Origin of the sequence: Micromonospora sp. M51, from assembly GCF_018070305.1 — a bacterium.
GTDB classification, from domain to species: domain Bacteria; phylum Actinomycetota; class Actinomycetes; order Mycobacteriales; family Micromonosporaceae; genus Micromonospora; species Micromonospora parva.
In genome coordinates this window covers 1-6,681 of sequence record NZ_JAGPXZ010000308.1, presented here as the reverse complement: position 1 = coordinate 6,681, position 6,681 = coordinate 1, and the positions used below count along the sequence as shown (strand labels likewise).

General features: G+C 68.7%; 5 protein-coding genes. 2 read left to right on the top strand and 3 right to left on the bottom strand.

Annotated features, from left to right (window positions below):
• Positions 1–154: 154 nt before the first annotated feature.
• Together KBX53_RS17570 and KBX53_RS17565 are read right to left on the bottom strand one after the other, a co-directional pair.
• Positions 155–703 carry a DUF4231 domain-containing protein gene (locus KBX53_RS17570; protein WP_210860414.1) on the bottom strand — a complete coding sequence of 183 codons (549 nt, stop codon included), beginning with the start codon at positions 701–703 and terminating at the stop codon, positions 155–157.
• Position 704: 1 nt separating this feature from the next.
• The gene (locus KBX53_RS17565; protein WP_210860412.1) at positions 705–1,559 is read right to left on the bottom strand and encodes a glycerophosphodiester phosphodiesterase family protein; all 855 of its coding nucleotides are present in this window, start codon (positions 1,557–1,559) and stop codon (positions 705–707) included.
• A 16-nt stretch (positions 1,560–1,575) separates the two neighbouring features.
• Here KBX53_RS17565 and KBX53_RS17560 point away from each other — a divergent pair, with 16 nt between their 5' ends.
• Both KBX53_RS17560 and helR read left to right on the top strand, forming a co-directional pair.
• On the top strand, positions 1,576–1,956 hold the full coding sequence (locus KBX53_RS17560; protein ID WP_208648924.1) for a YccF domain-containing protein: 381 nt from the start codon (positions 1,576–1,578) through the stop codon (positions 1,954–1,956).
• 153 nt (positions 1,957–2,109) lie between these two features.
• Positions 2,110–4,266: an RNA polymerase recycling motor ATPase HelR gene (gene helR / locus KBX53_RS17555; RefSeq protein WP_030330473.1), complete on the top strand. Its 2,157-nt coding sequence runs from the start codon at positions 2,110–2,112 to the stop codon at positions 4,264–4,266.
• A gap of 165 nt (positions 4,267–4,431) precedes the next feature.
• On the opposite strand, the gene KBX53_RS17550 is transcribed toward helR, so the two are convergent.
• Positions 4,432–6,513, bottom strand: a complete 2,082-nt coding sequence (locus KBX53_RS17550; protein ID WP_210860409.1) for a PQQ-dependent sugar dehydrogenase — start codon at positions 6,511–6,513, stop codon at positions 4,432–4,434.
• Positions 6,514–6,681 lie beyond the last annotated feature (168 nt).

The following is a 6,681-nucleotide window of genomic DNA, read 5'->3' as shown; positions in this document are numbered from 1 at the left end:
CAGGCCGTCGGTGGCGATGCCGACCGGTCCGGCGATCACGAAGAGCGCTGCGCGTTTCATGCCAGCCATCATGTGACCGCCGACGCCTGGCGACCTCCGGGTACGTCCCCCGGTTGGCCCTGGATGTCGTATCAGGTGTTTCACCGAGCCGTGGTCAGGGACCGAAGGGCTTGCCCGTCAGCGCGGATTCATCCGGGAAGGCCAACGAGCTGAAGAACTTCTCCGTCTCGGCACCGCGAATGCTTTCGATCTTCGCCAGCAGTTCCTCTGTCGCCGCGTAGGCGCGCTGCTCCCGCTCGGCCGGATCAGCTGTTGCCTCGGCGCGACCGAACGCGAGCCGCCAGTGGTTGCTCGCCTCGATGAGTGCGAAATGGGTACGTCGCAGCAGCGCCCACATCTGATCCCACTGATAAAAGGTGCGTAACGCGGTGGCCACGGCGATGACCACACCCGACACCGCTATTACCAGGTTCTTACCGGGGTAGCTGAAGCCGGCGAGCAGCGGCAGTGACGCACTGATGACGATGACCAGGATGCCGGTGAATCGGAACAGTCGACGGTGCCATTTGGCCCGCCAGTCGTATTGGTCCCTGAGCTTGTTGATGCTGTCTTCCGCCAACGCGCGGTAGACCTGCAACGGATCGCCGGGGGGCCCGTTCTGCGACTCGGCGAGCAACCCGCTCTGTCCTTGGTCAACAGACACGTCACGATGCTAGACGCTGCCCATGCGACGGTCTATAGCCCGAGAATACGATGTTGTCGGAGTATTGACGGGCAAACATCTCCCGTTCCGGTGATGCGACCGGCCAGGCAATCACCGGAACACCACGTCGACGCCACCACGCCGTCAGACCGGAAGGAAATGCGTCCACCTCGTAGGCCAGGAAATCGGGTCGGGTGACCAGATTGCTGACCATGCTGCGACCCACCATCCGGGTCAGTGGCCCGGCGGTACGCAGTAGCCCGCCGATGCGCCCCACCGGCACCCGCTGGCGCGGCGGCAGTTTGCGCACCGCGACCCGCAGCGCCGCCACGAGCAGCGGATCGAAGGATTCGACAGCGTACCGCCCGGGATAGTCGGCCGTCTGCCGCAGCACCTCCTCGACGAGATCGAAGTTGAGGGTGAGCGCCGGCCGTTTCAGCTCGATCAGCAGGGGCACCCGTCCGGCGACCCGTTCCAGCACCTCCGACAGCGTGGGGATGCGCTGGTCGGTGCCCTGCAACCGGAGTCGCTGCCGGTCGGCCGGGGTCAACTCCGCGGTGGCGATCTCCGCACCGGTGAGGGTCGCCAGGTCGTAGTCGTGGACGACGACGAGTTCGCCCGCGCGGGTGAGCTGCACGTCCAGTTCGCAGGCGTAGCCGGCGTCGGCGGCCGCCTCGAACGCCGCGAGGGAGTTCGCCGGTCGATTGTGGCCGGTCAGCCCGCGGTGTGCGATCGGGGTGTCGAGCAGCCAACCGTCATCGGACGACACACGATCCTCCTGAGCTTCGCAGAACCGGGCTACCGCACGCCGTGCAAGGGTTGCGGGTACCTTACCGGGCGCCCGGGTGGTGAGCATGCTTCATGCTGGAGTGGTGATTCGATTCGTACTGAATGTGCTGTGGCTCGTCTTCGGCGGTGGCATCGTGCTGGCGGCCGGCTACGGCATCGCCGCGCTGATCTGCTTCGTCCTGGTCATCACCATCCCGTTCGGCGTCGCGTCGCTGCGCCTCGCGGTCTACTCGTTGTGGCCCTTCGGACGCACCCTGGTGCCCAAGCCGGGCGCGGGCGTCGGCTCCGGCCTGGCGAACATCCTGTGGGTGGTGCTGGCCGGGTGGTGGCTCGCGCTCTCCCACATCCTCGCCGGCATCGCCCTCTGCGTCACGATCATCGGGATTCCGTTCGGCATCGCCAACTTCAAGCTCGTTCCGGCCGCGTTCTGGCCGCTCGGCCGCGAGGTCGTCGACGCCCCGTGACGGCACTGCGCGTCGGTCGGCAACGAAAAACGGGAGACCCCTGGTCTCCCGCCACTTCTAACTTATAGCGTACTGGGGGGCTTGCGGCAAGACCCCGTTTATGACGCAGAATCGTCGGCCGAGGCTTGAATCTGCCGAAATGGACGTCATGACATGAATTCCTTGCCTACCTCCGTGTTCGCACTACCCGGTCACCTCGCCCCCAAGGCCGACCCGGCGCTCATCGCCCAGGACGAGCGGCACTTCGCGGCCATGGCGCGGAACCTCGCGCAGCTGACCGCCGAGCTGTCCGACCGCCTGGACGCCGCGCGCCGGGCACCCGGCGGCAAGGGCCGCCAGGCCGTCGACCGGGACGAGGAGGTTCGTCGGCTGACCGCCCGTCTGCGCTCACTGAGCCGCTACGGGCTGGACCTGTGCCTCGGTCACCTGGTCGAGGCGGACAGTCCCGAGCCGGTCTATGTCGGACGTCGCGGCCTCACCGACAGCACCGGTCGACGTCTGCTGCTCGACTGGCGCTCACCCGCCGCCGAGCCGTTCTTCGGCGCGACCCACGCCAACCCGATGGGCCTGGCGAGCCGCCGCCGGTACCGCTGGACCCGCGGCCGGATCAGTGACTACTGGGACGAGGTGTTCACCCCGGACGGGTTGGTGGGGCACGCCGCCGCGCTCGACGACCAGTCCGCGTTCATCGCGAGCCTGGGCAGCGCCCGATCGGCCCGGATGCGTGACGTGCTCAGCACGATCCAGGCCGACCAGGACGCCATCATCCGGGCCGGGTCGGCCGGGGCCCTCGTGGTCGACGGCGGTCCGGGCACCGGGAAGACCGTCGTGGCCCTGCACCGGACCGCGTACCTGCTCTACTCCGACCCGCGCCTCGGTCAGCGCCGGGGTGGGGTGCTCTTCGTCGGGCCGCACCAGCCCTACCTGGCGTACGTCGGCGACGTCCTGCCCAGCCTGGGTGAGGAGGACGTGCAGACCTGCACGCTGCGCGACCTGGTCCCCGAGGGGGCGACGGCGACCGTCGAGGCCGACCCGGAGGTGGCCCGGCTGAAGTCCTCGGCCGAGCTGGTCCGGGCGATCGACGCGGCCGTCCGGTTCTACGAGGACCCGCCGGTCACCCCGATGACGATCACTGTCGGCGACTCCGACCTCCGGCTGAGCGCCGACGACTGGGTCGACGCGTTCCGGGCGCCGGGCCTGGGCACCCCGCACAACGAGGCGCGCGAAGAGATCTGGGAGGAACTGCTCGCCATCCTCACCGACAGGTACGACGGCGACGAACCGGACGACGTGCTGCGCGACTCGCTGCTGCGCAACCGGGACCTGCGGGCGATCGTCAACCGCGCCTGGCCGCTGCTCGACGCGGCCGATCTCGTGAGTGATCTGTGGTCGGTTCCCGCGTACCTGCGCACGTGCGCGCCGTGGCTCAGCCCGGCGGAGGTCCGCAAGCTGCAACGCGACGAACCCCGGGCGTGGACCGTGTCCGACCTGCCGCTGCTGGACGCGGCACGGCAGCGGCTCGGTGACGCGGAGAGGTCGGGGCGCACCCGTCGGCACGACCCGGCGGCAGCCGTCGAACGCGACCACATGGCCCGGGTCGTCGACGAACTGCTCGCCGCCGACACCTACGACGACGGCGAGGGCCTGCTGACGATGCTGCGCCAACCCGACCTGCGCGAGGTCCTGGTCGACGACTCCGGCCTGCCGGACGCTGAACCGGACCTGCTGGCCGGCCCGTTCGCGCACATCGTCGTCGACGAGGCACAGGAGCTGACCGACGCCCAGTGGCAGATGCTGCTGGCGCGGTGCCCGTCGCGCAGCTTCACCATCGTGGGCGACCGCGCCCAGGCCCGGCACGGGTTCACCGAGTCGTGGCAGGAACGCCTCAAGCGGGTCGGGTTCGACCGGATCACGGTGACCTCGCTGAACGTCAACTACCGCACCCCGGCGGAGGTCATGGCGCAGGCCGAGCCGGTCATCCGGGCCGTGCTCCCGGACGCGAACGTGCCGACCTCCATCCGGGGCAACGGGCTGCCCGTCGTCCACGGGTCCGTCGCCGACCTGCTGTCGATCCTCGACAGCTGGCTCGCCGCGCACGCCGAGGGGATCGCCTGCGTCATCGGTGACCCGACCTTCCCGCCCACGGACCGGGTCCGGTCACTGAGCCCGGAGCAGGCCAAGGGGCTGGAGTTCGACCTGGTCGTTCTCATCGACCCGGAGACGTTCGGCGCCGGCATCGAAGGGGCCGTCGACAGGTACGTCGCGATGACCCGGGCCACGCAGCAACTCGTGCTCCTGAGCAGCGGCTGAGGGCAGCCGGCCAGCGCGGTTTTCGGGGGGCGTCCGGGGCAGTTTCGGTTACGGCGGCCATACCACTGAGGCATATGCATGCCTCAGTGGTATGGCGCTCTTCCGCCACATCACCTGACCGATGTCGCTCGGTGCACCACGATCGCGTCTGCGGAGCCGTCGAACCTAGCCGCCCAGCGTGACGTGCATGATCTTCTCGTTGCTGTTGTTCGGGGTGCTGTCCTTGTCACCGACGTTGGTGGTGGTCAGCCACAGTCCCCCGTCGGGGGCCGGCTCCACCGTCCGCAACCGACCGTAGGTACCGCTGAAGTACGTCTGCACGTTCGTCAGGTTGCTGCCGCTGATCACCGCGCGGTACATCCGAGCACCTCGGGCACAGGCCACGTAGAGCGCGTCGCGCACGATCGTGATGCCGGAGCAGGACCCTTCGGCAGTCGGGTAGGTGCGCGCCGGTGCGATGAACCCGGCCGTACCGCAGGAGCCACTGGTGCCCTCACACGCCGGCCAGCCGTAGTTCCCGCCCTTGGTGATCAGGTTGGTCTCGTCCATGATCGAGTTGCCGAACTCCTGCTCCCACAGCCGGCCCTGCGAGTCGAACGCCAGCCCCTGGGGGTTGCGGTGGCCGTAGCTCCACACATAGTTGCCGAACGGGTTGTCCGAGGGAACGGTGCCGTCCGGGTTGAGCCGCAGGATCTTGCCTTCGAGGCTGGACCGGTCCTGGGCGTAGTTGCCGTTCTGTGCGTCGCCGGTGCTGGCGTACAGCTTGCCGTCCGGGCCGAACCGCAGCCGACCACCGTTGTGGTACTTGTTACGCCGAATACCGGTGAGGAGCACCTGCTCGCTCGCGGTGTTGAGGCGCCCGTTCTCCAACCTGATCCGGACGATGCGGTTGTCGCTCGGCGAGGTGTGCATGATGTACAGCCAACGGTCGCTGGAGTAGCTGGCCGAGATGGCGAGCCCTAGCAGGCCACCCTCACCGTCGGTGCTCTGCACGTTCGGCACCGTGCCCAGGTTGGTCTTGGCCCCGGTGGTCGGGTTGAGCTGGATGATGTCGTGCGCGTCGCGCCGGTTGTAGAGGACGCTGCCGTCCGGCAACGTCACCAGACCCCACGGGATGTCGGTGTCGGTGCTGACCTGCCGCACCCCGCACACCGGGTTGGCGCACGCCGCACCGGTGGTCACCGTAGCGGTGCCGCTACGCGACGAGGCGTTGTCCTGTGCGTCCCGAGCAACCACGTAGTACTGGTAGGAGGTGTTCGCCGTCAGACCACTGTCGGTGAACGTGGTCGCCGGCGGCGTGCCGGTGACCGTTCCCACCTTCACGCCAGCCCGGTAGATGTCGTACGCCCGAACCCCGATGTTGTCGGTCGACGCTGTCCAGCGCAGCGTCACCGTGGTGCCCGACGCGGTGCCGGTGAGCTGTTGCGGCGCCGTCGGCGGCTGGCTGTCGGCCTGACAGGGCGGCGGAGTGATCGACACCGTGGCACTGGCCTGCGACACGTTGCCGGCGGCATCGCGGGCGTTGACGTACAGGCCCCAGGTCGCCCCGGCGACCACCGTCAGATTGGTGGAGAGCGTCGTGCCACTCACCGACGTCATCAGCTGGCCGTCGTGGTAGACGTCGTAGAAGGCCACCGCGACGTTGTCCGTCGAGGCGTTCCAGGCGAACGTCACCGAGTTGCAGGTCAGGCCGCTCACCCGTGGGCTGCCTGGCGCCGTCGGCGGCTGGGCGTCGGCGCTGCCGAGAGACGTCGTCCACCGCTGGTTGGACTGGCCGTTGCAGGTCCAGAGGCCGACGGTGGTGCTGTTGGCGGTGCCCGCGCCGGTCACGTCCAGGCACAGGCCGGACTGGACGCCGACGATGGTCCCGGAGGTGTTGATCCGCCAGCGTTGGTTGGCCCCTCCGGTGCAGCTGTTGATCTGCAGCGCGGCCGGTGCGGTGGTGTCCTGGCCGACGACGTCCAGGCACATCGTCTCGTCGTAGACCCGCAGCTCGCCGCTTGAGGTGAAGGTCCACGCCTGGTTGGCCTGACCATTGCAGTCGTAGATGTTGATGCCGGCCCCGGCTGTTCTGACGTTGCCGACCACGTCCAGGCACCGACCGCTGGCCACACCGACGACGGTCGACGGCGCCGCGGCGGCCGCCGGCACACCAACGGCCAGGTTCAGCAGCGTTACCGCCGCCATCGCCACCGGCAACAGCCGCCGTCGTGGGCGGCTCGGGGTTCTCCACGCGATGACTCGCATCAGGCCTCCAGGGTCAGGGCATCGACCGGCCCACCCAGGCGACCAGGCGCCCGACCACGCCGAACAGACACATTGACTATCAAAGATGTGCTTGGCGCCCAAGTCAAACGATGTCCCTCGATCGAGGGCAAACCCGCAGATCGGGGCGACCGGAGCGGCAACGAGGGC